Raw genomic sequence first — 26,094 nt, forward strand, 5'->3', positions numbered from 1 at the left:
TTGCTCATGCCCGCACCCCATACAGCGCCAGTTGGCGCAGGCAGGCTTCGCGGTGGGCGTCGCCGCTGTCCACGGCCGAGAGGAAACCCGGCAGTCGCAAGGCGAACGGCTGCTGCCGCTGGGACAGTTCCAGCACCCAATAGCACAGGCGCGACAGACGCTCTTCGATGTCCCCGCCCAAGGCCATGAAATCCAGACACAGGTCATGGCCGCTCAGGTCGGTGAACTCCTTGACCATCAACCCTTGCCCGCGCGACCAGGCTTTCCAGTGCATGCGCCGCAGCGAGTCGCCGTGCTGCCACACGCGCAGGCCCTGATAATCGTCGACGCCCTGCCCTCGAGTGGCCTGGCCGTCATCCTCTGCGTGAGGTTGTACCCCTTGCAGCAACGGCATACTGCCTGGCACCGGCCGCGGATAAATCAATACGGTCTGCTCCAGATCCAGCCAGCTCCAGGCGCGGAAGATGCCCAGCGGAAACACGCTTTCGACCCGCAGGCGCGGCGCCCGCAGCCAGCCGCGATGGGCGGCGGGCAGGGTCAGGGCGACTTCCACGAGCCGTTCGGGATCGACGTCAGTCTGCTCCAGTTGCTCGCTGTCCCAGCCCAGGGCAATGGCTTGATGGCCACCGGCTGCGCTCTCCAGCCGCAGACGAAGCTGCACCGGCTCGCCGACGAACACCGAGCGCGCATTGCTGGCGCTGAGGATCAGGCCGCTGAAATTGCGGTAAGTGTGCAGAATCGCAAGGATCCCCACCGAGAGCATGAGGAAGGTCAGGCCGTAAGCCAGACTGTTCTGATAGTTGATCGACACGAGCAACAGTAAAAACAGCACAAACGCGTACGTGCCGCCAACCCGCGTCGGCAGAATGAAAATTCGGCGGTGATCCAGCTCGATCCGCGAAGCCGGGGGAATACGACGTCCCACCCAGCGCTGCCAGACCGGTTTGAACTGTGGCATCAAAGCACCGGCACCTCACGCAGCAGCCATTGAACCAACGCCCCGCCGCCATGCCCGGTCGGATCGGTTCTCTCGCGCAAGCGATGGCCGATCACCGCAGGCAGAATCGCCTGAACGTCTTCAGGAATCACGTAATCACGTCCAATCAACAAGGCCCACGCCCGCGCTGCGGAGAGAATCGCCAGGCTGGCGCGTGGTGACAGACCATAGGCGAACTGAGGCTGGCTGCGGGTGGCATCCACCAGGCGCAGCACATAGTCCACCAGCGCATCGCTGGCCCGCACGCGGCGCGCTTCCTGTTGCAAGGCCGCCAGTTCAGTGTGGTCCAGAATCGGCTCGATACGTGGCAGTAACTCGCGCCGTGATTCTCCCTGCAGCAAGGCTTTTTCTGCCGCGCGTGCCGGGTAGCCCAAGGACAGGCGCATCAGAAAGCGGTCCAGTTGCGACTCGGGCAAGGCAAAGGTGCCACCCGAACTGAAAGGGTTTTGCGTAGCGATGACAAAAAACGGATCGGGCAGCAGACGGGTTGCACCTTCGATGGTGACCTGACCCTCTTCCATCGCTTCGAGCAAAGCGCTCTGGCTTTTCGGCGTGGCGCGGTTGATTTCGTCCGCCAGCACCAGTTCGGCGAAGATAGGCCCCGGATGAAAGGTGAATTGCCCGGTTTCCCGATCAAAGATCGAGGTGCCGAGAATGTCGCCCGGCAACAGATCTGAGGTGAACTGAATGCGCTGGAAGCTCAGCCCCAATACCCGCGCCAGCGTATGGCTGAGGGTGGTCTTGCCCATGCCGGGCAGATCTTCGATCAGCAGATGACCGCCGGCCAGCAGACAGGTCATGGCCAGGCGAACCTGCGGCTCCTTGCCCAGCACCACTTCATTGATCGCGTTGAGACACGCATCCAGTTTTCTGCCCATTGGAAAGCCTCCCCAGGCGACTGCTCTTGGCTAGTAGGACTGCAGAAAATGCCAGACGTGCAGCCACTTTAAGGTCAGCGTAGGCCCTTTTGCCAGAGCGGATGGGGGGATTGCGGAGGATTTGTTGCGGGAGGGTGAAGCAGTACGGCGAAACCGAAGAAGTCAGGGCTGCGGCATCGTCTGTAGCAGCACGGCTTGACGGCGGTTGGGGCGGCGAGTTCGCCACCGCCGGCAAGCCGGACTGCTACAGGTTTGTTTCAAGCCTCTTAACGGCCTGCACGGGACTCACGAATATAGAAACGGGCTTTCTCGGCTTTCTCGGAACAGCCCTCGAACGCTTCGAACTGTTGCTGGGTCTTGGCGCCGGTCAGCAGCGACAGGGCCTTGGAATAACTGACGGTCCCGGCGAACCCTTCGGCCTTGGCCAGATCCAGTTCGTGCCAGGCAGCGTCCAGATTGGTGGCGCACGAGTCGCGATAGGCGGTTTTACCGGCACAGCCTGTGAGAACAAGGGCAAGCAAAGGCAGGCAGATCCAGGCTTTCATTCAGTGTTACCTCAACAATGGAAATCGACGATGCGGCTTTGACGGTCTGGCGATGCAAAAGTGCCATGCTCAGACGTCGCAGAGTAGCTGATTTCAACGCTGAAGATTGGTCATGAAAACCGTAATAGGCGCCCCGCCCTCATTTCCATGATCGAGATGGGGTTGCACGGCGACAGCAGCCGCCGCGCAGGCCGGGATCAGTCCTTCGGCGCGTACTGCATGTCGCCATTGCCGAACGACCAGTTCTCTCGCTTGGTGTCCAGCAGGCTGATCCAGATATCTTCCTGGCGCAGCCCGGTCCGCTCATGAATGCCCTCCGCGACCGCCTTGTAAAACGCCTTCTTGACGTCGACCGTTCGCCCCTCGTTCCAGGTGATCTGGATGAACACGATGTTTTTACTGTAGGTGATGCCCAGATAACCTTCCGCCGGATACACCAGTTCATCGGCGGCGTGGCGGTGGACGATCTGGAATTTGTCGTGCTCGGGGACGCTGGCGATGCTGACCATGGCGTCGTAGATCACATCGCCGATGGCAGCGACCGTTTCAGTGGAAGTTTCAGCAGCTACGTCGATTCTGACCAGAGGCATGGGGAGGTTCCTTAATCTTGGGTGGTATTACCGATTCGGGCCTGGCCTGTCGACGCAGACTTGCGGTTGAGAAACACGTTGCCTGCCGGGGCCACTTGCCGGAAAAGAAGATTACACCCGTCATCCAGAAAAGATACAGTGCTGAATTTTCCTTCGAGCGCGATGGCGTCTGCAGCGGCAGATATCAGGATCCCTGCAAACACCAGATGAATCCGGGCAGCCTTGGGCGTAGGGTAGAACCATTGCAACGGGGAGCCTGCATATGAAAAAAAGAATAGCGCTGGTGTTGGGTTCCGGGGGCGCAAGGGGGTATGCGCACATTGGGGTGATCGAGGAGTTGGAACGGCGCGGTTACGACATCGCGTGTATCGCCGGTTGCTCGATGGGCGCGGTGGTCGGGGGGATTTACGCAGCGGGGAAATTGCCGGAGTACAAGGCCTGGATCCAGAGCCTGGACTATCTGGATGTGCTGCGTCTGGTGGACGTGAGTTTTCGTCTGGGGGCCATTCGCGGGGAAAAGGTCTTCGGCCAGATTCGCGAGATCGTCGGCGAGGTGAACATCGAGGACCTGCGTATTCCTTACACCGCTGTCGCCACGGACCTGACCAATCAGCAGGAGATCTGGTTTCAGGAAGGCAATCTGCACTCGGCCATGCGCGCCTCCGCCGCAATCCCCAGCCTGTTCACGCCAGTCGTCCAAGGCAATCGCACACTGGTGGATGGCGGGCTTTTAAACCCTTTGCCGATCGTGCCGGTGGTGTCCAGCCACTGCGATCTGATTGTCGCGGTCAACCTCAATTCGACCAACCAGAAACACTATCAGTTGCCGGTGATCGAGCGCCCACCCGCGGTGAAGAAGCGCTTCGACAGCCTGATCAGCTCCATCGGTTCGCATCTGCCCTTTCGGCGCAAAATCGACGTGGCGGGCAACGACATCCTGCGTCTGGAACAGGACAGCCTCAAGGCCACCGCCGCGACGCTGCCGAACAGTCCATGGCTGGGCAGCAACGACACCGAATCCGCCGACCCACAGGGCCAGCAACCGGCCGCCGCCCCGCAGCAAGCGGGTGCACCGAAATCCGCCAGCGGTTCGGTGATCGTCGACAACGTCGGCCCTGCTTCACTGCTGGACTTGATCAACCAGAGCTTTGAGGTGATGCAGACCTCACTGGCGCAATACAAGATCGCGGGCTACCCGCCGGACATTCTGATCAACGTGCCCAAGCGGGTCTGCCGGTTTTTCGAATTTTACAAAGCACCGGAGCTGATCGCCCTGGGCCGGGAGATCGCCCGGGATACGCTGGATCGGTATGAGCGCGAGCATTGAGCTCTGCGCCTCGCCGCAATACCTGTGGGAGACGCCGGAGGCCGCACAGCTCCAAGTCAAGGATGATCCGAGATCCCTGTGGGAGACGCCGGAGGTGACGACGGCAGCGAAATCAGAGTGTCAGCCAGCATATGAGCAGCCGACCCAGCGCGTTCGCTGCCGTCGCCAGCTCCGGCGTCTCCCACAGCACAGCATCTCCGATGCGGCCCAGTGAATCAGATTGGGCGCGTGCGCTGCCGTTGCACAGCTCTAGCAGCTCGCACAAAGCTCAGGGGTGAACCGAGATCCCTGTGGGAGACGCCGGAGCTGGCGACGGCAGCGAAATCAGAGTGTCAGCCAGCATATGAGCAGCTGACCCAGCGCGTTCGCTGCCGTCGNACGGCAGCGAAATCAGAGTGTCAGCCAGCATATGAGCAGCTGACCCAGCGCGTTCGCTGCCGTCGCCAGCTCCGGCGTCTCCCACAGCACAGCATCTCCCGAACGGCCAAGTGAACCAGATTGGGCGCGTGCGCTGCCGTTGCACAGCTCTAGCAGCTCGCACAAAGCTCAAGGGTGAACCGAGATCCCTGTGGGAGACGCCGGAGCTGGCGACGGCAGCGAAATCAGAGTGTCAGCCAGCATATGAGCAGCTGACCCAGCGCGTTCGCTGCCGTCGNCGGCAGCGAAATCAGAGTGTCAGCCAGCATATGAGCAGCTGACCCAGCGCGTTCGCTGCCGTCGCCAGCTCCGGCGTCTCCCACAGCACAGCATCTCCGAACGGCCAAGTGAACCAGATTGGGCGTCCTCCGTTACTACTGTCCAGGAGATTCCACCAACCGATACCCAACGCCCGCCTCGGTCACGATAAACCGGGGGGCCGCAGGATCATCAGCGAGTTTCTGCCGCAGATGCCCGACGACGATGCGCAGGTAATGGGTGTCCTCCACATGAGTCGGACCCCAGATGTCCTTGAGCAACTGCTGCTGGGTGATGACCCGCCCGGGATGCCGTGCCAGTTGCGCCAGCACTGCGTACTCCTTGCGCGTCAGCGCGACTTCGGCGCCATCGAGCAGCACTCGCCGATAGGGCAGATCCACCGTCAGCGGGCCGATCACCAGCGCCGACTCGGCCTGCCCGGTTTCTGGCGCTTGGCGCAGCAAGGCGCGAATCCGCGCCAGAAACTCCTGAATGCCAAACGGCTTGGTCACGTAATCGTTGGCCCCGGCATCCAGCGCCCGAACCTTTTCGCCCTCGCTGGCGCGCACCGACAACACCAGCACCGGCACCCCCGACCACTCGCGGAACTGGCTCAGCACGTTCTGGCCGTCCATGTCCGGCAGCCCGAGGTCGAGCACCAGCAAGTCCGGCTTGTTCAGCGCCGCCTGACTCAGCCCGTCACCGCCGGTCCCGGCCTCCAGCACTTTGTAGCCTTGTGACGCGAGGCTGATGCGCAGAAACTTGCGAATCTGCGGCTCGTCATCGATCACCAGAATGGTTGCGCTCTGGCTCATGGAAGTCTCATGACCCCGTGTTCTCCGAAAAAAGCGAGCGTACCGCAAAGCCCGCTCAAACCGCCTGCTCCATTTCCGCTTGCGGCTGGGCCTGCAAGGGCAAGTGCAGACAGATACAGGTGCCACGCCCGTCGATGCCGTCGCCGACGCTGACGCGTCCACCGTGGGCGCCGACCATGCCCTGGCAGATCGCAAGCCCAAGCCCCGTGCCCTGCCCGCCACGATCACCTCTCGCCGCGGTGTAGAACATGTCGAAAATCTTCGCCCGTTCTGCCTCGGGAATGCCCGGGCCTTCGTCGCTGACAGCAAATATCAGCTCATCGGCACTGGCCCGCACCTGCATGTGCAGACGGCCCTGAACCGGCGAAAAACGCGCGGCGTTTTCCACCACGTTGATCAACGCCTGCTCGATCAGCGCAGCGTGAACGTAGAGCAGTGGCAAGTCGGCGGGCAGATCGGTGCTCACCTGCAACGGCGCCAGTACCGCCCGCAGTCGGTTCAAGGTGCTGCCGACGATATCGCCCGGCGAGACCCAATCCCGCGCCAGCTTCAACGCGCCGTGGCCCAAGCGTGTCATGTCCAGCAGGTTCTGGATGTAACGGTCGAGGCGCTCGGCCTCGTCGCGTGTGCCTTCCAGCAGTTCGCGGCGGTCTTCCAGCGGGATCGCCTCGCCCAGTGCCAGGAGGCTGTCGATGCTGCCGCGCATGGCCGTGAGCGGCGTGCGCAGGTCGTGGGAAACCGAGGCCAGCAAGGCGCTGCGCAGTTGTTCGGTTTCACCGTGCAGGCGGGCGGCCTCCAGGTCCTCGGCCAGCCGTGCCCGGGCCAGCGCCTGCCCCAGTGGCTGACTCAAGGCGGTCAGCAATCGCCGACGCTGGGCGCTGAAACCCTGCCCCTCTCGCGGCCTGACGCCGAGCAAGGCCAGCGGCGCATCGTCGACCCACAATGGCAGCCACCACCAGTCGCCCGAAGGCAGCGTGCCGGTGCCCCTGCCTGCCGCCTGACCGTGCTGCCAGGCCCAGTCCGCTGCGGCGCGCTCGAATTCGGAAAACTCCAGACCGCCGCCGACTTCCACCTTCCAGCCTTGCTGCCCATCGTTATCGAGGATGCAGATGTGCAGCTCGCTCCAGCCCGCCAGGTGGTGGTCGGCAGCGCTCAGCACCGCTTGGCGATCGGTCGCAGCCGTGAGGCGTTTGGACAGGTCGAGCAGTTCGCTGGTCTCTTCCTGAGTGTCGCGCAAGGCCTGCAATTGCCGACGCTGACGGGCGGCAAGATTACCGGTCAGCGCAGCCATCATCAGGAAGAACAGCAGCGTCAGCACGTCTTCTTCGCGCTGAATGCTCAGGGAAAAGTTCGGCGGAATGAACAGAAAGTCATAGGCCAGAAACGACAGCACCGAACAGACCATCGCCGGCCCGACGCTGCTGCGCACCGCCACCAGCAGCACAGCGGCCAGGAACACCAGCGAAATGTTCGGCAGCGCCAGGACGCTGGAGACCGCCCACGCCAGGGCACTGGCGCAGACCGTCGCGATGATCGCCAGCAGATAATCGAACCACAGCAAATTGCGGGGCGTGGTCGAGCGCGGCTGATCGGCCCGCGCCTCGCTGTCCAGCACGTTGATCTCCAGACCCCGAGCGTTGCGCAGCAGACGCGCCGCCAGCCCGCCGCCGAAAATGCGACGCCGCAGCAACGGCCGGGACTGACCGACCAGCACCAGGCTGGCGCGACGTTCGGCGGCGTGTTGAATCAGGGTTTTGGCGACCTCCGGCGCGCGCAACACAACCACCTCGCCGCCCAGCCGTTCGGCCAGTTGCTGAGCATTCTGCAAACGGGTGCGCGCCAGCTCGTCGAAGAACCGGCCGTTGTCGACATGCACCAGACTCCAGGGCAGATGCCGGCGTTGCGCAACCCGACTGGCGTGGCGCACCAGACGCTCGGCCTGGGCATCGCCGTCGACGCCCACCAGCAGCCGACCGCGCACGGCGGGCGCAGCCTGGCCCAGTTGCCGATAACCCAGCGCCAGGTCGTTGTCCACCTGAGCGGCAGCCGTCTGCATCGCCAGTTCGCGCAACGCCGTCAGGTTGGTCTGTGTGAAAAAGGCATCGATGGCCGCCCTCGCCTGCTCAGGGACATAGACCTTGCCGTCGCGCAGCCGCTCCAGCAGCTCACGGGGCGGCAGGTCGATCAGCACCAGTTCGTAGGCCTCCTGCAGCACCCAGTCGGGCAGGGTCTCGCGCACCTGCACGCCGGTGATACCGCGCACCTGATCGTTAAGGCTTTCCAGATGCTGAACGTTGACCGTGGTGTAGACGTCGATCCCCGCCGAGAGCAGTTCCTGAATATCTTGCCAGCGCTTGGCGTGGCGACTGCCGGGCGCATTGCTGTGGGCGAGCTCATCCACCAGCACCAGCTTCGGCCTGGCCGCGAGCAGGCCGTCGAGGTCCATTTCTTCAAGCATCACGCCCCGGTATTCGGAGCGCAGCATTGGCAATTGCGGCAAGCCGCCGAGCAGCGCTTCGGTTTCGGCACGGCCATGGGTTTCGACCACGCCGACCAACAGGGAGGCACCCTGACGCAACTGCGTGTGTGCGGCCTGAAGCATGGCGAAGGTCTTGCCCACGCCGGGGGCGGCGCCGAGAAACACCTTCAAGCGCCCACGGTCGTCCCGGGGCAGATTGGCCAGCAAGGCGTCGGCGCGGCTGTTTGAGTTCACGATGGTTGTCCTGATGAAACAAAGCTATTCACGGAACGTGATCCTGATGGTGCGACACAACGCAATGGTAGGACGTGTGCGGTACCCGTGGGAGGGAGCTTGCTCCCTTCCACAGAACTCCGTAGTGGTCGCTCGACATCAACGATCAATTCACCACTTTCGTTGAAGGCAACCCGTTCAACCCCTGATTCAACGCCAGCACATTCACCACCGGCGGCCCGATCAACGGGCTGTAGGTGTTGGCTGCAACCAACTGCTGCACCGTGTCACGAGGCAGATGCCGCGCTGCCGCAATCCGCGCCACCTGATACTGCGCCGCAGCCGGGGACAGATGCGGATCCAGGCCACTGGCGGACGTGGTCAGCAGATTCAACGGCACCGGGCCCTGATTGTCGACCCTCTCCTTCTGCGCATCATCGCCGACACGCGTCGCCAGCGCCGGATTGCTCGGCGACAGGTTACTCGCGCCGCTGGCCACGGTGGCATAGGCACCCGCCGAAGGCCGTGGATGAAACCACTCCTCGCCGGTGAAGTTCTGCGCGATCAACTCCGAGCCGCGCACTTTTTCCTGATCGTCATACACCAGGCTGCCGTTGGCCTGTTCCGGGAACGCAACTTGCGCGACACCGGTCACTACCAGCGGATAAGCCACGCCGGTGATCAGGGTCATCAGAACGATCAGGCTCACGGCCGGACGCAATACACTGGACATCATTCAATCCTCAATCAGAGTAGGCGCAGCGGACCCGCGCGGGGCCGCTGCGCAGGCAATGGTTCAAACCAGATGCAGCGCGGTCAGTAGCATGTCGATCAGCTTGATGCCCACGAACGGCACCACGATGCCGCCCAGGCCGTAGATCAGCAGGTTGCGACGCAACAGGTGCGCGGCGCTGGCGGCCTGAACCCGCACGCCACGCAGGGCCAGTGGAATCAGCACCACGATGATCAGCGCGTTGAAAACGATCGCCGAGAGAATCGCGCTCTGCGGGCTGGCCAGGTGCATGACGTTGAGCACGCCCAACTGCGGATAGATCGCCGCAAACAGGGCCGGGAGAATGGCGAAGTACTTGGCCACGTCGTTGGCAATCGAGAACGTTGTCAGGGCGCCTCGGGTCACCAGCAACTCCTTGCCGATCTGCACCACGTCCAGCAGCTTGGTCGGGTCGCTGTCCAGATCGACCATGTTCGCGGCTTCACGCGCCGCCTGCGTGCCATCGTTCATCGCCATGCCGACGTCGGCCTGCGCCAGCGCCGGGGCGTCGTTGGCACCGTCGCCACACATCGCTACCAGACGACCGTCGTTCTGCTCCTGACGAATACGCTCCAGTTTCTTCTCTGGCGTGGCTTCGGCGAGCACATCGTCAACCCCTGCCTCGGCCGCAATGGCGGCGGCGGTCAGTGGGTTGTCGCCGGTCACCATGACCGTGCGGATGCCCAGTTTGCGCAACTCCTCGAAACGCTCGCGGATGCCGGGTTTCACCACGTCCTTGAGGTGAATCACGCCCAGCAATTTATCATCGCAGGCCACCAGCAACGGCGTGCCGCCGGTTTTGGCGATCTTGTCGATTTCCCGGGACAGGGTCAGCGGCAGATCGCTGCGATCAAGCCCGATGAACTTCAACAGCGAGTCCACCGCACCCTTGCGATACACATGACTGTCGAAGTCGACCCCGGACAGCCGGGTTTCGGCGCTGAACGGCACGGCAGTCAACTGACTCGGCGCAGGTTCGATCATCGAGTGCAGCGCCCGCAGGTATTCGACGATGGACTTGCCTTCGGCGGTGTCATCGGCCAGCGAAGCCAGCAAGGCGCCCTCGCCCAACTCTTTGGCGGTCACGCCGGGCGCGGCGTACACCGCTGCACAGCGACGGTTGCCGAAGGTGATGGTGCCGGTCTTGTCCAGCAACAGCACATGCACATCGCCTGCGGCTTCGACTGCACGACCGGATTTGGCGATCACGTTCAGGCGCACCAGACGATCCATGCCGGCGATGCCGATGGCCGAAAGCAGCCCGCCAATGGTGGTCGGAATCAGCGTCACCAACAGCGCCACGAGGAACACCAGCGGCAGATTGCCCCCCGCGAAGTGGGCGAACGGCTGCAGGGTCACGACCACTAACAGAAAGATCAGGGTCAGGCCGATCAGCAGGATATCCAGCGCCACTTCATTCGGCGTTTTCTGGCGTTTGGCGCCTTCGACCAGAGCGATCATGCGATCCAGGGTCGACTCGCCCGGGTTGGCACTGATGCGCACCAGCAGCCAGTCGGACACCAGACGGGTGTTGCCGGTAACCGCCGAGCGATCCCCGCCGGACTCGCGAATCACGGGCGCGGACTCACCGGTAATGGCCGCTTCGTTGACCGCCGCGATGCCTTCGATGACCTCGCCGTCGCCGGGAATCAACTCGCCCGCTTCGACGCGTACCACATCGCCCTTGCGCAACGCGCTGGCGTTGACCGTCAGATAGCCTCCGGTTGCGCCTTTCAATCGCGCCTTCAGGCCTTCGGTGCCAGCCTTGAGACTGTCGGCGCGCGCTTTGCCCCGACCTTCCGCCAAGGCTTCGGCGAAGTTGGCGAACAGCACGGTGAACCACAGCCACACGGCGATCTGCACGGCAACGAAGGTCGGTACGGCCGGGTCGGGGATCAGGCACAACACAGTGGTGAGGATCGCGGTCAGTTCCACAACCAGCATGACCGGTGCACGCTGCAGCTGACGCGGGTCGAGTTTGATGAAAGCCTGAATCAGCGCCGGGCGCCACAGCGCGGCAAAACCGGTTTTGGCAGGCTCGGCGGCGTGGCTCTGTTCAGGGTGCTTTGTCACAGGTGCAGGCATATTCATGATTCAGTCCTCAGAAACCCAGGCTCAGGCGTTCGGCAATCGGCCCCAATGCCAGGGTCGGCAGGAAGGTCAGGCCGCCCACCAGCAAAATGGTCACGGTCAACAGGGTGACGAACAGCGGGCCATGGGTCGGGAAGCTGTTGAGGCCCAGCGGTGAGGTTTTCTTCGCCGCAAGACTGCCCGCCAGGGCCAGCACTGGAAGGATGTAGCCGAAGCGGCCAATGAACATCGACAGGCTGAGCATCAGGTTGTGGAACAGCGTGTTGGCGCTGAAACCACCGAATGCCGAACCGTTGTTGGCGGTCGCCGAGGTGTAGGCGTAAAGCAGCTGACTGAAACCGTGTGGCCCAGGGTTGCTGACCGCACCGGCCGGGCCCGGCAGCGAGGCCGCCAGGGCGCCGAACACCAGCACACCGACGGGCATCACGATCAACGTCGCCACCAACAGTTTCACCTCGCGGGCCTGAAGCTTCTTGCCGAGGTATTCCGGCGTGCGACCAATCATCAGACCCGCCAGGAACACCGCAATCAACACGTTCAGCAACATGCCGTACAGGCCGGCGCCGACACCCCCGAAGATCACTTCGCCGACCATCATGTTGGCCAGCGCGACCATGCCGGTCAGCGGGTTGAGGCTGTCGTGCATGCCGTTGACCGAACCGTTTGACGCCGCCGTCGTGGCTGTCGCCCAGAGCACGGTGGCGGTGGTGCCGAAGCGCGTCTCCTTGCCTTCCATCGGCGCGGTCTGCTCCACGGACGCCAGGTTCAGCGTCGGGTTGGGCTGGTATTCGGCCCACAGCGCGGTGGCGCCGCCAACCAGAAACAGCACCAGCATGCAGGCGACGATGGCGCGGCTCTGGCGCATGTCCTTGACGTAATGGCCGAAGGTTAAGACCAGCGCAACCGGGATCAGGATGATCGAGACCAGCTCGAACAGGTTGCTCCACGCCGTCGGGTTTTCGAACGGGTGCGCCGAGTTGACGCCGAAGAAGCCACCGCCGTTGGTGCCCAGTTGCTTGATGGCGATCTGGCTGGCGGCCGGGCCGAGGGGGATAGTCTGCTCGGTGCCTTGTAGAGTGACTGCATCGACATAGTGAGCGAACGTCTGCGGCACGCCCTGCCACACCAGAAACAGCGCCAATACGATGCACAAAGGCAGCAGGCCGTAGAGGGTCGCGCGGGTCATGTCCGCCCAGAAATTACCGAGGTGTTGGGTCGAACGACGGCCGATCCCCCGACAGAACGCGATCAGCACGGCGATACCGGTGGCGGCACTGACAAAGTTCTGCACGGTCAGTCCCGCCATCTGGCTCAGGTAGCTCAGGGACGCCTCGCCGCTGTAATTCTGCCAGTTGGTGTTGGTGACGAAACTCATCGCCGTGTTGAACGCCAACGACCACTCCATCCCCGGCAGGCCTTGCGGGTTGAGCGGTAACGCACCCTGAAACAACAGGATCGCGAACAGCACGACAAACCCCGCCAGGTTGAACGCCAGCAGGGCCAGGGTGTAGGTTTTCCAGTTGTGTTCGACGGAAGGATCGACACCCGCCAGTCGATAACAGACACGCTCGACCGGGCCCATGACGGGGGTCAGAAAAGTGCGCTGGCCTTCCATGACCTTGTAATAGAAGCGGCCCAGCAGCGGCGCGGGCAGCAGGACCAGCGCGAAGAAGGCCAGAATCAGCAGATAGTCGTAACTGTGCATGGCCGTCACTCCTCGACCCGGCCGGCGCGCAGGAGCGCTACCAGCAAGTACACGAACAACCCTGCTGCCAACAGCAGTGACACCCCATCCAGAACGCTCATGAAAAACTCTCCGTCATACGGCGATTGCCGTGTGCAGGAATTGTCCTCAGTGGGGGTGTAAAGGAACGAGATCGAGAGGGCGTGCCGGGCATAAAGAAAGCGTAAAGACTGGCGGGTCTGTTGGGCTGCGGGGTGTAAAGAGCGGGTTTATGGGGAGGTTGGGTTTGTATGCGGATTCATTTGTGGCGGCGCTGGTACCGGCCCTGGCTAACGCCAGACCTGTTTCGCCTCCGGCGAGTTACATCAACTGAAAGCTTGACCGGCAACAGAGTATCTACAGCGTTGTGTGTCGAGCCGAAATCTCAAAATTGGACACCAATCCTTGTGGGAGACGCCGGAGGTCACGACGGTACGGGCCGCGATTCGGACGATGGCGGTGGGTCTGGTGGCTCATCTGCTCACTGATCCACCGCCTCGCTGCCGTCGCACAGCTCCGGCGTCTCCCACAAGAGTTGCGTCAGGACAGACAGCTGTGTTCGCTGTTGATCTTGATCTTGCTTCTAAGCGCGCGAAAGTCCAGACACCACATATCGCGACTTGGGTGCACGCCGAACGCAAGCGGCGCGCGTGGGCCGAACGGCATGGATGCCGCGAGAGCGCCGTCAGGACATGGATGTCCGTTCGGCGCGGGCCCACGGAGCGTCGCCTTCGTTAAGGTATTCCGACGAAGGAGGAACCCAACCAGGAGCCAGGACACTTGGTTACTTGGTGTCTTTTCAAGTAACTCGCCGAAGGCGAAACAGGTCGGGCGTTAGCCAGAGCCCTACCAGCCGCGCCGCGATTACGTGGCGTATCCAGATTTCCAGCTGCACACGGAACCCTATGGGAGACGCTGAAGTTGTGCTACAGCAGCGAAGCGGTGGGTCAGATGCCTCATCTGCTAAATGACGCAACGCCTCGCTGCCGTCGTGACCTCCGGCGTCTCCCACAGGAATTGCGTAAAAATCGAAGGCCGCGTTCGCTTTTGATCTTGCTTCTAAGCGCGCGTCAGTCGAGACGACACAAATCGCGACTTGGGTGCAGGCTGAACGCAGGCGTCGCGCAGTGGGCCGAGCGGCATGGATGCCGCGAGAGCGCTGCCAGGACATGGATGTCCGTTCAGCGCGGGCCCACGGAGCGTCGCCGGAGTGAGGGAACCCGAGGAACGAGGGCCCAACCAGGAGCTAGGACACTTGGTTACTTGGTGTCTTTTCAAGTAACTCGCCGAAGGCGAAACAGGTCTGGCGTTAGCCAGACCCCGTCTCACCCCCATCAAAGCTGCATGTACACTTCTCGATACATTCAGGACATTCCACCGACACCTCATCCCATCACCCTTCCGCCCCGCTCGCCAGCGAAGTAGCATGGCAGCGTCGTTCCTCACTCGCGGCCCACCCCGGCGGCATCACATGGCGGCAGCAACATGCAGACAACCCCAGACAGCACCACCGCCAACGCGCAGGCCGACGAGCGCCGCTGGACCACCCGCGCGCTGATCGTCGACGACGACGTACCGATCCGCGAACTGCTGTGCGACTACCTCGCCCGCTTCAACATCCAGAGCACCGGCGTCACCGACGGCAATGCCATGCGCGAAGCCCTCGCCGAAGAAACCTACGACGTCGTGGTACTGGACCTCATGCTGCCCGGCGAAGACGGCCTGTCCCTGTGCCGCTGGCTACGCAGCACCTCAGACATCCCGATCCTGATGCTCACCGCCCGCTGCGAACCCACCGACCGTATCATCGGCCTGGAACTGGGCGCCGACGACTACATGGCCAAGCCCTTCGAGCCGCGTGAACTGGTGGCCCGCATCCAGACCATCCTGCGTCGTGTACGTGACGACCGCACCGAAGAACGCACCACCCTGCGCTTCGACAACTGGCGCCTGAACAGCGTATTGCGCCAACTGACCGCACCGGATGGCCTCGTCGTGCCGCTGTCCAACGCCGAATTCCGCCTGCTTCGGGTGTTCCTTGAACGCCCCCGTCGCGTGCTCAACCGCGAACAACTGCTGGACGCCGCCCGTGGCCGCTCCATCGAAGCGTTCGACCGCAGTATCGACCTGCTGGTCTCGCGCCTGCGGCAGAAACTGGGTGACGATCCCAAGTCCCCGCAACTGATCAAGACCGTACGTGGCGAAGGCTACATGTTCGACGCCAGGGACATTGGTTGATCCGCTCAGCCGACACACTGTTCGCCCGGCTGTTCGGGGGCGCACTGCTGGCGATCGTTCTGGCCCACCTGCTGGCGTTCGCCTGGTTCCACTATTACGGACCAAAGATGCCACCGCCGCCCAGCGAGGCGCACCGGGAGGCCATGCAGCCGCGTCCACAACCGGACGGCACGCTGTCGGACATCGCCATGGACGCCTTACGTCCGCCGCCTCCGCCGCCAGGGCGCCCGCCGATACTGGGAATCCCTTTCATCCCCCTGCTGTTTCAACTGATCAGCCTGGTGATTGCAGCGTGGTTCGGTGCCAAGGCCCTGAGTCGTCCGATCCAGCGCATGAGCGATGCCGCCGAACGTCTGAGTGAAAACCTCGACACGCCTCCCCTTGCACTGAATGGCCCGCGGGAGGCCCGTCAGGCGGCGCTGACCTTCAACCTGATGCAGGAGCGTATCCGCGAGCAGGTGCAGCAACGCGGACGCATGCTCGCCGCAGTGTCCCATGACCTGCGCACCCCTCTGGCGCGCCTCAAGCTGCGCGTCGAACAGATCGACGAACCCAAGCTGCACGGGCAGATGACTCAGGACCTGAACGACATGATCGCCATGCTCGACGCGACCCTGACCTACTTGAACGAACAACGCACCAGCGAAGCGCTGCAGTATTTCGACGTCCAGGCGCTGATTGAATCCCTGACCGAAAACGCCCAGGACAACGGCGATGACGTCCAGGCCAGCGGCAGCTGCAAGCCGCTCAAATCCCAGCCCATGGCCCTGCGCTCATGCCTGCACAATCTGATCGATAACGCCTTGCGTTACGCTGGCCACGCGAGAGTGGTGATCGAGGATGCGAGCGACCGGCTTCAAGTGCGTGTCGTCGACAACGGTCCCGGTATCCCGGCCAACCTGCGCGAAGCGGTGTTCGAGCCCTTCTATCGGGTCGAAAGCTCACGCAACCGCAACTCGGGCGGGGTCGGCATCGGCATGACCATCGCCCGCGAGGCCGCGCGACGCATGGGCGGCGACCTGCGTCTGGAAGAAACACCCGGCGGCGGCCTCACCGCCGTGCTGGATCTGCCGCGCATCTGAAGCCCGGCTGCGTAAGCCCCCCGTTACAAACCCCACATACCCACGACACGCGCCCCATCGACGCTGCATAAGCCGGTGCACCGCCGGTTTTATCCATCTGATGGGGAGTCAGTCCGATGATCACAGGCATCAGCGGCAGCAGCAGTTATTCCAGTTACGTCAGCTCAAACACCAGCACCAGCGCCACCGGCAACAGCAAGAAATTCGCCGACGAGTTGTTGAAGAAACTCGACGCCAATGGCGATGGCAGTATCGACAAGGACGAGCTGAGCTCAGCGCTGACCCCGGATTCGAAAGACGGCATCACCGTCAGCCTGAGCAAGGCGTTCAGCGATCTGGACAGCGACGACGATGACAGTCTGGATGCCGACGAACTGGCAGCCATGACCCCACCGCCGCCGCCACCGATGCAGATGGACGCAGGCTCCGCCGCCGACGAAGCCCAAGACCTGCTCAGCGCGCTGGACACCGACGGCGACGGCAGCGTGAGCAGCGACGAACTGACCAGCGCCCTCAGCAGTTCTGACAGCAGCACCGACAGCAGCCAGGTGTTCGACGCGCTGGACACCAACAAGGACGGCACCGTCAGCCTCGAAGAACTGACCGCCAGCCTGCAGACCCAGCAACCGCCCCCACCCCCTCCTGCCCAAGACTCAAGTGACCTGTTCAGCAGTCTGGACAGTGACAGCGACGGCAGCGTCACAGCCGCAGAACTGATCAGTGCGCTGCAAAGCAGCGGCACTAGCACCAGCTCGTCCAGTAGCGACCAGATCGATTCGTTGTTCAGCGCCCTGGATGCCGACAGCAGTGGCGGTGTCAGCACAGACGAACTGACGGCCGCCTTGACCCCGAACAGCAGCAGCCAGCAACAGACCACGACGCAGGCCACTGAAGCGCTGAATCGCATGGTCGCCGCCCTCACCGATCGCTATAACCTCAACAGCAATGCGACAGCGGGCAAATACCTGAGCACGTCCGCCTGATAAAAAACCGCCGCTGAACCTGCATTCAGCGGCGGCTTGTTCGCCCAATGGCAGCCTATCTCGGCAATTGTCTGGCGCGACTGTCAGCCACCCAATCCAGCAACAGGCTATAGGCGACCGCCAGCAACGTCGGGCCGATGAACAGACCGATGAAACCGAACGCGAGCAAACCACCAAACACGCCCAACAGCACGATCACCAACGGCAGGTTGCCGCCACGACTGATCAGATAGGGCTTGAGCACGTTGTCGACGCCGCTGACGATGAAGGTACCCCACAGCCCGAGAAAGATCGCCATGCCGTATTCGCCCTTCCAGGCCAGCCAGGCTGTGGCCGGAATCCAGATCAGCGGCGGGCCCATGGGCACCAGGCTCAGCAGAAAGGTGCCGATCCCCAGCACCAGTGCGCCAGGCACCCCGGCGATCAGAAAACCGATCAGCGCCAGGACCGCCTGCGCCGCTGCCGTGCCGATCACGCCATTGACCACGCGTTGCACGGTGCCGGCCACCAGATCGACGTAATACTGCGCCCGATCGCCAATCAGCCGTTCAAGCAGACTGAGCACGAACGCCGCCAGACGCGGCCCGTCGCGATAGAAAAAAAACACGAAGACGATGCTCAAGGTCAGCTCAAGGATCCCGCCGCCGATCTGCGCACTGCGCGCCAGCAGCCAGTTGCCGACCTGCCCCAGATAAGGTTTGAGACTGGCCAGCATCGCCGCGCCCTGCTGATCGATGGTGGTCCAGTAACCCACCAGACGCTCACCCACCAGCGGAATGCTCGCCAGCCAAGTGGGTGGATCCGGCAAACCATCGACCTGTACATCCTTGATGAACACCGTGGCATCGCGCACATGATCGGCAAGGTTGAAGCCCAGCCACACCAGCGGCGCCGCCACCAGCAACATCCATCCGAGCGTCAGAATGCCCGCCGCCAGTGACTCTCGGCCCTTGAGCGCGCGGGTCAACAGGCGCATCAGCGGCCAACTGGCGAACGCCAATACCGCGCCCCAGAACAGCGCCGACCAGAACGGCGCCATGACCCAGAGACACGCGCCGAGCAACGCCAGCAGAAGAATCTGCACCAACAGGCGATCGTTATTGAGCATGGGTCGTTCCGTAGAAGATAAGTCCTGAGACTGGAGCATAACGGCGAACGTCGTCGCTCGCCGCTTTTAGAGCGTGAAACGCCAGAGACAGAGCGCGTTTCAGCGGATCAGTTCGACGATCAGCCCCTGAGTCTGTTTGGTGCCGGCTTCCAGTCGCGCCGCGCGCACGCCCTTAGTGGTCAACGCCTCACGCCAGGCTTCCCCCTGAGGACCTGACAGGGTCACGCGCAACGTGCTGTCGAGGTTCAGACCCCGTGACAGCAAGGTGATCCAAGGCTCCGCCGGGGCAGCGCTGAGCATGGGTAGATCCAGCTCACCGGTGCTTTTGAGTTCTCGCAACAAGGTCGCGGAGGTCGGCAGCAGCTCGCCCAACGGCGCGCTGGCCTGGAATTGCTCGACATGCAGATAAGCGCGGCGATTGCCCCGGGTGATGCTGTACAGCGCGACCAGCGAATCGTTGTTCGGAGCGGCAAGACGCAGCAGCAGATATGCCTGCCCGCTGTCGGCGCCGTATAGTCTTGAGTTGCCGAAGACTTCGTTCGCCCACAGGCTGCTCTCGCCACAATCCCGCGCCTGGCACCAGAACAACAACTGCGCATCCTGTTTTTGCAGCGCTTCACGGGCCGCCGTGAACGCCTCGTCAGCGGAGCGTTCGGGTGGCAATTCATAGGTCACGGAGGTCGCGCTGCCACGGGCAGAGACCTGACCATCGAAGCGCAACTGGCCGCTGATCTTGCGAATCGAGCCCAGGGGATAGATGCGTTCCAGCTCGGCGGCTGGACGATAATCGACGATTTCTGCGTCGGTGGGGCGTGGCAGATTGGCGAAGTCCTGACTGCCCGTGACGTCGGCAGCCTGGCTCGTTACGGCGTAAGCGCTCAGGCACAGGAGTAGAGCGAGCGCACGAGGTAGATACATGGGCGCTCTCATCGACTGCAAATCAGCGGACAAACAAATGCCGCACGAGTGTGCGGCGTGTAGGGAGGTGAAATGTTCGGGCGTGGGCAGTGGTCCATCATGCTGTCTCCTGTTTCAACTCGCCCAGCCTCGACAGTTGCGCTGCGCAAGTCAAGAAACGGCGAAGAACCGATTGAAACAGTCTGCAACAGCGCGCGCGCCCGCCTCGTCATTCAGGTGCAGATGATGGCCGCCGGGCAATGCAGTCACCTCAAACGGCACGCTCGCCAGCAGCGCCTTGTTTTGCGCCAGCATGCCCTCTTCGGCCACCACCAGTTGCGCCGGACAGCGAATGGCATTGACGAACGACAGCGCCTGAGTTCGGGTCAGACGCGTCGCTGACGCCAGGGTCAGACGGCTGTCGCTGCGCCAGGTGTAACCGCCAGGCACCGGCATCAGACCGCGCTGGGCCAGTAACTCGGCCGCTTCGCGACTGACCGCGACCACGCCCTTCATCCGCGCTTCGACCGCACGGTCCATCTCCTGATAGACCGGCTTGCGTTTGCTCGATTGCGTCAGCTGCGCCTGCAACGCGGCGCCCATGCGCTCGGCTGCGCCTTCAGGCTCGCCAAGGGGTGGAATGAGACCGTCGATCAAGGCCAGGCGGTTGATCCGCTCGGGCAAGGCACCCGCGATGATCACCGAGACGATGGCGCCCAGGGAGTGGCCAAGCAGGGAAAATTTTTCCCAGCCCATTTGCTGCGCTACCTGGAGTACGTCATGGGCATAGTCCGGCAAACTGTAACCAGCGCCCGCGGGACGATGATCGGAATGGCCATGGCCTGCCATGTCCAGCGCCAGAATGCGCAAGCCCTCGAGTTTGGGCGCCAGTCGGGCGAAGCTGTTGGCGTTGTCCAGCCAGCCATGCAGGGCAATCACTGGCGTTCCATCCTGCGGGCCGAACAGATGCGCCGCCAGCTCGATATGCGGCAGGCTCAGACGAACTTCTTCGACGGAACACGTCATGCGCGGGCTCGCGGGCGCGCCTGGCTGTCATTCGCGGACTGGCCGCGAGTGGACCAGCGGGAAAACAGGTTCTTGAGCATCTGCGCAGTATCCTCGGGGTGCTCCAGCGGAAACATGTGCCCGCCCGGTACCGAAAGATACTCGCCTTCGCGCATGCTTTTCACCGACATCGCATGATGGCGCCGCACAACGTCGCTGTGTTCACCCCGCACCATCGCCAGTGGTACCCGCAGATGGCGGGCCATGCCGGGGCTGGTGTGAGGCACGCTGCGGTAGATGCTGATCTCGGTCGCCGGGTCGAAACGCAGGCGCAATTGCTCGCCGTCCGGCTGCAAGCCATGCAGCAGATAGGCCTCGAAGCACTCGGGATCAAAGCGGCGGAACAGGTGCTTGCCGGAAAAATACTGGCGGGCGGCGTCCAAATCGCTGAACACCTCGCGTCGCCCAAGCGTGCGACCGGCCGGGGTGATGCGATCAATGAAACCAAAGCGTTTGGCCGCACGGATCATCCATTGATCGAAACGCGTCAGGACCGGCGAGTCGAGCATGACCACGCCTCGGTACAACTCCGGATGACGCAAGGCTGCGTGATAATGCAGCACACCGCCGAGTGAATGCCCCACGCCCCACACCGGCTGCCCCTGCTCACGCAGATGGTGAACCAGCTCATCGACCAGGTTCGGCCAGTTGTCAGTTACGGGGAAACGCGGATCGTGAGCGTGCTGCTCCAGATGAGTCACCTGAAACTCATCCCCAAGTGCTGCGAACAATTTGCCGTAGGTGGCGGAAGGAAAGCCATTGGCGTGAGCGAAAAACACGGGTTGGGTCATGCCGGCGCATCCAGAGAACCTTGAACAGGCTGCAATTGTGCGCACCGGCGCTGCAACGCGGCAATGACCGGAACTGCCATCGATGATGACACTCCGGTCATGCCGAATCCGGTCAGCGCGACGGTGGCTGCTCGCCCAGCGGAACGACCGCGACGGTCAGGCGCGAAATGCAGCTGGCCTTGCCTTCGTCGCTGGTCAGGCGGATGTCCCAGACGTGGGTGGTGCGACCAATATGCACGGGATGCGCGACGGCGGTGACCCGGCCGCTGCGTAAGCCACGCAGGTGGTTGGCGTTGATTTCGAGCCCGACGCAGAAGTATTTGCTGGTGTCGATCGCCAGATAGCTCGCCGACGATCCCACGGTTTCCGCCAATACCACCGAGGCGCCGCCGTGCAGTAGGCCATACGGCTGGTGGGTGCGGTGATCGACCACCATGCTCGCGGTCAGTGATTGCTCGTCAAAAGCCTCGAAACGGATGTCCAGCAGCTCACCGATGGTGTTCTTCTGCATGGCGTTAAGGGCTTCGAGGTTGGGGGTTTCACGCCATAGACTCATGGTTTTTCCTTGTTGTCTGTCGATATCGAGAATTGGACGCCACCGCCGACAAGCCGTGCTGCTACAGATATGTTCATTGCTATCGGGGTTGTGCAACACGTCACGCCGGATGCCGTACGCCCACCAGCTCCATCGCCCCTGCCAGCGGGAAATCCGCCTCCAGTTCTGCGAGACTGGCGGTGTGCATCGGCTCTGCCTGTTGCAGACTGCCATGCACCGCCAGACCGATCAGCGAACCCACCAATGGCTGATGGCTGACCACCAGCACGTTGTCCGAAGCGTACAGATCGAGGTTATCGAGGACTTTGCGCGGATTGCTGTCCGGGGTCAGCCACGGCACGGTCACCACGGCTTCGGAAAAACCCAGGGCCTGACGCACAAGCTCGGCGGTCTGCTGAGCACGCACATAGGGGCTGGCGATGATCCAGCGCAATGGCTGGCCCATCAGGCTGGCAGCGCTGCTCAACACCTCTGCCCGACCGTTGTCGGTCAGTTCACGTTCAGCGTCCGTGCGCGCGCGGTTTTGCGCCTCGCCATGACGCAGAATCCACAATTTCATAGCTTCGGTTCCTCGTCGCGCACCGGGTGCGCGGCGGCCGGGACGGTATGCGGCGCTTCGCCTTCCGGCGCGCGCGGGGTCGGCCAGTCGGCAAACGGCCAAGGTTTCTGATCGGTTTGAAAGGTGCCGAAACGGCCGATCTGCGCGAAGTACTGGCTCAGGCTGTCGCCGAACGACATCAGGCTCAGGCTGGGCGCGCCGTAGAACAGGCGATACGCCAGTTGCACCAGTACCACCACAGCCAGAACGGTGACCGCGACCTGCCAGACCACGACAAACACCACCATCCACAGGACGCGCAGCAGAATCGATTCGTGTTGCTTGAATTTGGACTCGTTCAAGAGCTTCTCCACTGAGCTAGAAAACACGGATGCACTGAAATCAGTTGAAACCACTGGTTGAAATGAAATCGACATCGGTTTTGGGTTCGGCGCGCATCAACAGTTCGATGACCTGCTCCAGCGTGCGCCCTTCGAAAAGAATCGCATGCAGACCGGCGACCAGCGGCATGTAGACCTGCAATTCCTGCGCCTTGACCTTGAGCACCTTGAGCGTATTGACGCCCTCGGCCACTTCGCCGAGACGGGTCACCGCCTCGTCCAGACTCAAACCCTGCCCCAGCGCGAAACCTACCTGATAGTTGCGGCTCTTGGGCGATGAGCAGGTGACGATCAGGTCGCCGACACCGGCAAGCCCCAGGAAGGTCATCGGGTTGGCTCCCTGACTCACGGCGAACCGGGTCATTTCCGCGAGCGCGCGGGTGATCAGCATGCTTTTGGTGTTTTCGCCCATGCCCAGCGCGACAGCCATGCCGGAGATGATGGCATAGACGTTTTTCAACGCCCCGCCCAGCTCGACACCGAAACGGTCGGCGCTGGCGTACACGCGAAACGTGCGGCCATGCAGCGCGGTCTGAACCTGCTGGCAGAGGTCTTCGTCTTCACTGGCGACCACGGTCGCGGTCAGTGCATGCTCGGCAATCTCGCGCGCCAGGTTGGGCCCGGACAGCACACCGATACGGGCTTTCGGGGCGATGTCTTCGAGGATCTCGCTCATAAGCTTGAAGGTCTGCGCCTCGATGCCCTTGGTCAGGCTCACAAGCATCTTGCCGGTCAGCAGATCGACATGGGGTGTCAGCACGCTGCGCAGGGCACTGGACGGCAAGGCAACGAACACCAGTTGGCTGTCTGCCAAGGTGCTTTGCAGATCCGTCACCGGCTCGACCCCATCGAGCACCTTGATGCCCTTGAGGTACCGCGGGTTCTCGCGATTGACGCGAATGGCCTCGGCTTGCTCGGGATCGCGCATCCATTGCCGGACCCGGTGACCGTTCTCGGCCAGCAGGTTGGCCACGGCCGTCCCGAAGCTGCCGCCACCCAGAACTGCGATCGGTTGCTGTTGGGTCATAAAACAATCCATCTTGAGCCATCAGATCTGGCGATGGCAGCATTATACGGAGCGCCGTGTTCGCCACCAGCGACAAAACACGACAGTGACACATATCGTCCAAGCCTTACTCTTCACAAGGAAATCACCTACGGCTCGGTTAAGATGCACGCCCCAGATGAAAATTCCGCAGCGGCGCCGATGAGCTATCGTTACGTCGCTTCCCGACGAGATTCAGATCGATGACCCACCTTCTGCCCGGCGCTGCCTGAACGATGGACAATGAAGTATCCATGACCGGCGCAACTCGTCCATGACGGCGCAGCGTGGCTGGAACATCAGCACCCGCACACAAATCCTCAGCCTGGGGCCGGCCCTGTTGCTGACGCTGCTGCTGATCAGTTTCTTCACAGTGGTCCGTATTCAGGATCTGCGCCAGGAGCTCACCCATACCGGCCAGTTGATAGCCAATCAGCTCGCCCCAGCGTCCGAATACGGTGTGATCGTCGGCAACAACGACGTGCTGGAAAGCCTGATGAAGGCCACCATGAGTACCCCCCACGTACGTTTTCTCGAAGTGCAGGACAGCACCGGCCAGGTACTTGTTCACGTCGAGCAAGCCCCCGAAAACGCGCGCGATCGACAGATGGAGATCTTCCAGGCGCCCATTCGTCTGCAACAGGTCAAGGGCGAAGGCAACCGTCTGGACGACGCCGACGACATCGCCACCGCGCCGATCGAGGATTATCTGGGCCGCGTGCTGGTGGGCATGTCCAGCGATGCATTCAACCTTCGTGAGCAGGAAATCCTTTTGAAGGCGGGCATCCTTGCCCTCTTCGCCCTGCTGTTTACCTACATCCTCGCGAGAAGGCTCTCATTGAGCCTGTCGCAACCGATCAGCGCCATGAGTGACGCCGTCAAAGCCATTCAGCATGGCGACTACACAGCGCCCTTGCCGGTGGCCGACGATGCCGAGCTCGGCGATCTGGCGCGCCACATCAACAACCTCGCGCAGGGCCTGGAAAAGGCCAGTCGTGAACAGAAACAAGCCATGGACGAGCTGATCAGGACCCGAGAAGAAGCCGAACGCGCCAACAGCGCCAAGTCCGAATTTCTGGCGATGATGAGCCATGAACTGCGTACGCCCATGAATGGCGTACTCGGCATGCTGCAGTTGATGGAAACCACCAGGATGACCGAGGAGCAGGCGGAATACGCCGCCCTTGCCACCGAATCCACCGAACATCTGCTGCGGGTGATCAACGACATTCTCGACTTCTCCCGCTTCGAGCGCGACGCGCTGGAACTGGAAAACATTTCCTTTAATCTGGCCGATCTTATTGCGACCTCGGTTCAGGCATTTGCCCACAACGCGCAACAGCGCGGGCTGGCCCTGGAACTGGACTTGCCTCAAGGTCTCGATCAGTTGCAGGTCAAGGGTGACCCGACACGCATCCGGCAGATTCTGGTGAACCTGATCGGCAATGCGCTGAAGTTCACCGAATTCGGCAGTGTGCGAGTACAACCCGCCTGGCAACAACACGACGAGCAGCACATCCTGTTCAGCTGCGCCGTCCGTGACAGTGGCATCGGCATTTCACCGGATCTGCTGGAGTCGATGTTCGACGCCTTTCAACAGGCGGATAACTCGATCTCGAGGCGCTATGGCGGCACCGGTCTGGGCTTGCCTATCGCCCGCAATCTGGCGGAACGGATGGGCGGATCCTTGAGCGCGCAGAGCAGCGAGGGCCTGGGTTCGGTGTTCAATCTGCAGATACCGCTGCAGTTGATTCAACAGGAGGAGCCTCAGCCGCAGCCGGGCACAGTGGACGAGATGCGCCAGGAGCGCGAGGGTTGTGTGTTGTTGGTTGAGGACAACCCGGTGAACCGCACAGTGGTCGAAGCCATGCTGCGTAGCCTTGGTCTGCAAGTCAGCGCTGCGGGGGACGGTGCTGAAGCCGTCAGCATGGTAAGCCGGGAAAAATACGCGCTGATTCTGATGGATTGCCGTCTTCCGGTGATGGACGGTTATGAAGCGACCCGCAGGATTCGGCAGCTACCGGGGCTCGAAACGCTGCCCATCATTGCCCTCACGGCCAATGCGCGGCACGGCGATCGAGAGATTTGCCTTCAGGCGGGCATGAACGATTACTTGGCCAAACCGTTCAAACGCACTGATTTACAGCAGGTTTTACAGCGCTGGCTGACCTTTAAGCCATCTGCGACTGGCGATAAATGATAAATTGCGGCAGTCTTGTGTGCCGTGATCGAACTGCGCCGACGCGCGGACGAAAAATTTCAGTGCACAGGTGTACATTGATTTC

23 protein-coding genes are annotated in these 26,094 nt (G+C 62.3%); 5 read left to right on the plus strand and 18 right to left on the minus strand.

All coding sequences use genetic code 11. The features are described 5' to 3' along the window. Positions 1–4 precede the first annotated feature (4 nt). The 4 genes from BWR59_RS18585 to BWR59_RS18600 form a co-directional block, all read right to left on the minus strand. Positions 5–961 carry a DUF58 domain-containing protein gene (locus BWR59_RS18585; protein ID WP_143490869.1) on the minus strand — a complete coding sequence of 319 codons (957 nt, stop codon included), beginning with the start codon at positions 959–961 and terminating at the stop codon, positions 5–7. Beyond that, positions 958–1,875: a MoxR family ATPase gene (locus BWR59_RS18590; RefSeq protein WP_081567094.1), complete on the minus strand. Its 918-nt coding sequence runs from the start codon at positions 1,873–1,875 to the stop codon at positions 958–960. The genes BWR59_RS18585 and BWR59_RS18590 overlap by 4 nt, the downstream gene beginning before the upstream one ends. A 266-nt stretch (positions 1,876–2,141) precedes the next feature. After that, positions 2,142–2,420, minus strand: a complete 279-nt coding sequence (locus tag BWR59_RS18595; RefSeq protein WP_062381160.1) for a hypothetical protein — start codon at positions 2,418–2,420, stop codon at positions 2,142–2,144. 197 nt (positions 2,421–2,617) lie between these two features. Continuing rightward, positions 2,618–3,010, minus strand: coding sequence for a tautomerase family protein (locus tag BWR59_RS18600; RefSeq protein ID WP_081567095.1), 393 nt, complete (start codon positions 3,008–3,010; stop codon positions 2,618–2,620). Positions 3,011–3,272: 262 nt separating this feature from the next. On the opposite strand from BWR59_RS18600, the gene BWR59_RS18605 reads away from it, so the two are divergent. Beyond that, positions 3,273–4,337 carry a patatin-like phospholipase family protein gene (locus BWR59_RS18605; protein ID WP_081567096.1) on the plus strand — a complete coding sequence of 355 codons (1,065 nt, stop codon included), beginning with the start codon at positions 3,273–3,275 and terminating at the stop codon, positions 4,335–4,337. Positions 4,338–5,128: 791 nt separating this feature from the next. Here the strand turns inward: BWR59_RS18605 and BWR59_RS18615 are convergent. From BWR59_RS18615 to kdpF, 6 genes are all read right to left on the minus strand, one after another. Further along, positions 5,129–5,827: a response regulator gene (locus tag BWR59_RS18615; RefSeq protein WP_081567098.1), complete on the minus strand. Its 699-nt coding sequence runs from the start codon at positions 5,825–5,827 to the stop codon at positions 5,129–5,131. A gap of 55 nt (positions 5,828–5,882) precedes the next feature. Then, complete coding sequence (locus BWR59_RS18620) at positions 5,883–8,540, minus strand: sensor histidine kinase KdpD (protein ID WP_081567099.1); 2,658 nt, start codon at positions 8,538–8,540, stop codon at positions 5,883–5,885. Positions 8,541–8,685: 145 nt separating this feature from the next. After that, positions 8,686–9,252 (minus strand): potassium-transporting ATPase subunit KdpC, encoded by a 567-nt coding sequence (gene kdpC, locus BWR59_RS18625; protein WP_081567186.1) that lies wholly within the window; start codon positions 9,250–9,252, stop codon positions 8,686–8,688. Positions 9,253–9,315: 63 nt separating this feature from the next. Continuing rightward, positions 9,316–11,382, minus strand: a complete 2,067-nt coding sequence (gene kdpB, locus BWR59_RS18630) for a potassium-transporting ATPase subunit KdpB (protein ID WP_081567100.1) — start codon at positions 11,380–11,382, stop codon at positions 9,316–9,318. 10 nt (positions 11,383–11,392) lie between these two features. Next, complete coding sequence (gene kdpA, locus BWR59_RS18635) at positions 11,393–13,087, minus strand: potassium-transporting ATPase subunit KdpA (protein WP_081567101.1); 1,695 nt, start codon at positions 13,085–13,087, stop codon at positions 11,393–11,395. Positions 13,088–13,092: 5 nt separating this feature from the next. Continuing rightward, a complete protein-coding gene (kdpF, locus tag BWR59_RS18640; protein ID WP_037009437.1) occupies positions 13,093–13,188 on the minus strand; it encodes a K(+)-transporting ATPase subunit F in 96 nt (31 codons plus the stop codon). A gap of 1,402 nt (positions 13,189–14,590) precedes the next feature. Here kdpF and BWR59_RS18645 point away from each other — a divergent pair. The 3 genes from BWR59_RS18645 (at position 14,591) to BWR59_RS18655 (ending at position 17,408) form a co-directional block, all read left to right on the plus strand. Then, positions 14,591–15,343 (plus strand): response regulator, encoded by a 753-nt coding sequence (locus tag BWR59_RS18645; protein ID WP_081567102.1) that lies wholly within the window; start codon positions 14,591–14,593, stop codon positions 15,341–15,343. After that, on the plus strand, positions 15,340–16,425 hold the full coding sequence (locus BWR59_RS18650) for a HAMP domain-containing sensor histidine kinase (RefSeq protein ID WP_081567103.1): 1,086 nt from the start codon (positions 15,340–15,342) through the stop codon (positions 16,423–16,425). The genes BWR59_RS18645 and BWR59_RS18650 overlap by 4 nt, the downstream gene beginning before the upstream one ends. 116 nt (positions 16,426–16,541) lie before the next feature. Further along, entirely contained in the window at positions 16,542–17,408 is an 867-nt protein-coding gene (locus BWR59_RS18655) for an EF-hand domain-containing protein (protein ID WP_081567104.1), read from the plus strand. A gap of 55 nt (positions 17,409–17,463) precedes the next feature. Here BWR59_RS18655 and BWR59_RS18660 read toward each other — a convergent pair whose 3' ends face one another. The 8 genes from BWR59_RS18660 to BWR59_RS18695 all read right to left on the minus strand — a co-directional run bounded on the left by BWR59_RS18660 (position 17,464) and on the right by BWR59_RS18695 (position 23,791). Further along, entirely contained in the window at positions 17,464–18,516 is a 1,053-nt protein-coding gene (locus BWR59_RS18660) for an AI-2E family transporter (protein WP_081567105.1), read from the minus strand. Between the two features lie 99 nt (positions 18,517–18,615). Continuing rightward, positions 18,616–19,446: a DUF4892 domain-containing protein gene (locus tag BWR59_RS18665; RefSeq protein WP_081567106.1), complete on the minus strand. Its 831-nt coding sequence runs from the start codon at positions 19,444–19,446 to the stop codon at positions 18,616–18,618. 138 nt (positions 19,447–19,584) lie between these two features. Further along, on the minus strand, positions 19,585–20,439 hold the full coding sequence (locus BWR59_RS18670; protein WP_081567107.1) for an alpha/beta hydrolase: 855 nt from the start codon (positions 20,437–20,439) through the stop codon (positions 19,585–19,587). Further along, a complete protein-coding gene (locus BWR59_RS18675; protein ID WP_081567108.1) occupies positions 20,436–21,269 on the minus strand; it encodes an alpha/beta hydrolase in 834 nt (277 codons plus the stop codon). Before BWR59_RS18675 ends, BWR59_RS18670 begins: the two co-directional genes overlap by 4 nt. A 112-nt stretch (positions 21,270–21,381) precedes the next feature. Beyond that, complete coding sequence (locus tag BWR59_RS18680) at positions 21,382–21,825, minus strand: hotdog fold thioesterase (protein ID WP_081567109.1); 444 nt, start codon at positions 21,823–21,825, stop codon at positions 21,382–21,384. A gap of 100 nt (positions 21,826–21,925) precedes the next feature. Beyond that, the gene (gene sixA / locus BWR59_RS18685; RefSeq protein WP_081567110.1) at positions 21,926–22,384 is read right to left on the minus strand and encodes a phosphohistidine phosphatase SixA; all 459 of its coding nucleotides are present in this window, start codon (positions 22,382–22,384) and stop codon (positions 21,926–21,928) included. Next, on the minus strand, positions 22,381–22,725 hold the full coding sequence (locus BWR59_RS18690) for a DUF4389 domain-containing protein (RefSeq protein WP_178111239.1): 345 nt from the start codon (positions 22,723–22,725) through the stop codon (positions 22,381–22,383). The genes sixA and BWR59_RS18690 overlap by 4 nt, the downstream gene beginning before the upstream one ends. Positions 22,726–22,765: 40 nt before the next feature. After that, positions 22,766–23,791: an NAD(P)H-dependent glycerol-3-phosphate dehydrogenase gene (locus BWR59_RS18695; protein ID WP_081567112.1), complete on the minus strand. Its 1,026-nt coding sequence runs from the start codon at positions 23,789–23,791 to the stop codon at positions 22,766–22,768. A 292-nt stretch (positions 23,792–24,083) separates the two neighbouring features. Between BWR59_RS18695 and BWR59_RS18700 the strand changes: the two genes are divergently transcribed. Continuing rightward, positions 24,084–26,009: a response regulator gene (locus BWR59_RS18700; RefSeq protein ID WP_081567113.1), complete on the plus strand. Its 1,926-nt coding sequence runs from the start codon at positions 24,084–24,086 to the stop codon at positions 26,007–26,009. Positions 26,010–26,094 lie beyond the last annotated feature (85 nt).

Source organism: Pseudomonas sp. Bc-h, assembly GCF_002080045.1.
GTDB lineage: Bacteria > Pseudomonadota > Gammaproteobacteria > Pseudomonadales > Pseudomonadaceae > Aquipseudomonas.

Bases quoted from the DNA above. Each gene is read 5' to 3' on its own strand.
- BWR59_RS18665 (WP_081567106.1), bottom strand. From the start codon at position 19,446: ATGAGAGCGCCCATGTATCTACCTCGTGCGCTCGCTCTACTCCTGTGC.
- BWR59_RS18655 (WP_081567104.1), top strand. From the start codon at position 16,542: ATGATCACAGGCATCAGCGGCAGCAGCAGTTATTCCAGTTACGTCAGC.
- BWR59_RS18660 (WP_081567105.1), bottom strand. From the start codon at position 18,516: ATGCTCAATAACGATCGCCTGTTGGTGCAGATTCTTCTGCTGGCGTTG.
- BWR59_RS18590 (WP_081567094.1), bottom strand. From the start codon at position 1,875: ATGGGCAGAAAACTGGATGCGTGTCTCAACGCGATCAATGAAGTGGTG.
- BWR59_RS18695 (WP_081567112.1), bottom strand. From the start codon at position 23,791: ATGACCCAACAGCAACCGATCGCAGTTCTGGGTGGCGGCAGCTTCGGG.
- BWR59_RS18595 (WP_062381160.1), bottom strand. From the start codon at position 2,420: ATGAAAGCCTGGATCTGCCTGCCTTTGCTTGCCCTTGTTCTCACAGGC.
- sixA (WP_081567110.1), bottom strand. From the start codon at position 22,384: ATGAAATTGTGGATTCTGCGTCATGGCGAGGCGCAAAACCGCGCGCGC.
- BWR59_RS18670 (WP_081567107.1), bottom strand. From the start codon at position 20,439: ATGACGTGTTCCGTCGAAGAAGTTCGTCTGAGCCTGCCGCATATCGAG.
- kdpA (WP_081567101.1), bottom strand. From the start codon at position 13,087: ATGCACAGTTACGACTATCTGCTGATTCTGGCCTTCTTCGCGCTGGTC.
- BWR59_RS18675 (WP_081567108.1), bottom strand. From the start codon at position 21,269: ATGACCCAACCCGTGTTTTTCGCTCACGCCAATGGCTTTCCTTCCGCC.
- kdpC (WP_081567186.1), bottom strand. From the start codon at position 9,252: ATGTCCAGTGTATTGCGTCCGGCCGTGAGCCTGATCGTTCTGATGACC.
- BWR59_RS18700 (WP_081567113.1), top strand. From the start codon at position 24,084: ATGACGGCGCAGCGTGGCTGGAACATCAGCACCCGCACACAAATCCTC.
- BWR59_RS18600 (WP_081567095.1), bottom strand. From the start codon at position 3,010: ATGCCTCTGGTCAGAATCGACGTAGCTGCTGAAACTTCCACTGAAACG.
- BWR59_RS18680 (WP_081567109.1), bottom strand. From the start codon at position 21,825: ATGAGTCTATGGCGTGAAACCCCCAACCTCGAAGCCCTTAACGCCATG.
- BWR59_RS18615 (WP_081567098.1), bottom strand. From the start codon at position 5,827: ATGAGCCAGAGCGCAACCATTCTGGTGATCGATGACGAGCCGCAGATT.
- kdpF (WP_037009437.1), bottom strand. From the start codon at position 13,188: ATGAGCGTTCTGGATGGGGTGTCACTGCTGTTGGCAGCAGGGTTGTTC.
- BWR59_RS18605 (WP_081567096.1), top strand. From the start codon at position 3,273: ATGAAAAAAAGAATAGCGCTGGTGTTGGGTTCCGGGGGCGCAAGGGGG.
- BWR59_RS18645 (WP_081567102.1), top strand. From the start codon at position 14,591: ATGCAGACAACCCCAGACAGCACCACCGCCAACGCGCAGGCCGACGAG.
- kdpB (WP_081567100.1), bottom strand. From the start codon at position 11,382: ATGAATATGCCTGCACCTGTGACAAAGCACCCTGAACAGAGCCACGCC.